Origin of the sequence: Mesorhizobium sp. M7D.F.Ca.US.004.03.1.1 (genome assembly GCF_003998635.1) — a bacterium.
In the GTDB taxonomy this organism is placed as follows: Bacteria; Pseudomonadota; Alphaproteobacteria; order Rhizobiales; family Rhizobiaceae; genus Mesorhizobium; species Mesorhizobium loti.
Genome location: NZ_RZQG01001685.1, coordinates 1 through 568, shown reverse-complemented (window position 1 = coordinate 568; position 568 = coordinate 1). Strand labels below are relative to the sequence as shown.

General features: G+C 71.5%; 1 pseudogene. It reads right to left on the bottom strand.

The features are described from left to right. Positions 1-515: pseudogene (locus tag EN935_RS39485) on the bottom strand (helix-turn-helix domain-containing protein); the annotation flags it as partial. Positions 516-568 lie beyond the last annotated feature (53 nt).

Here is a 568-nt window from a genome sequence, read left to right as displayed (position 1 = left end):
GCCCACTCCAACGCCCTGCGCGCCGGCTTCGTCTTCAGGCGCCGCATCGCGATGCCGGCGACGGCCAGCTCGTGCGCGGCGCGCGAGGCCGGCGGAAGCGGCGCCGGGTCGAGCCCGGCCAACACGTCTTCAGCCTCGTCGAGACGGCCGATCAAAAGCAGGCGCCGCACCTTGAGGTGGCCGGCATGCGCGGCGTTCAGCCGGTCGCCATGCTTTTCCAGCGTCGCGCGCGCCGCATCGAGCGCCTTGGCAGGCCAGCCGAGATCCCGCGAGACCAGCGCGATCTCGGCCTCGGCGACGACGCATCTAGCGCGCGCCACCGCTTCTTTCGGGCCGAAGCCACGCGCGGCCCGCCGCAGCAGCGCCTTGGCGCGATCGAGATCGCCGAGCTGCGCCATGGCGATGCCGCGCAGTGCCAGCGCCGGCGGATCTTCGCGCAAGGCGACGCGATCGAGCGCACCGAGCGGATCACCTCCGGCCAGCGCCAGTGCCGCCGCGGTGATCAGCGAGTCCATTCAAATCCCGTCACACTTGTAACTCCCACCCTTGTGCGTCGCCGCCCTAACTT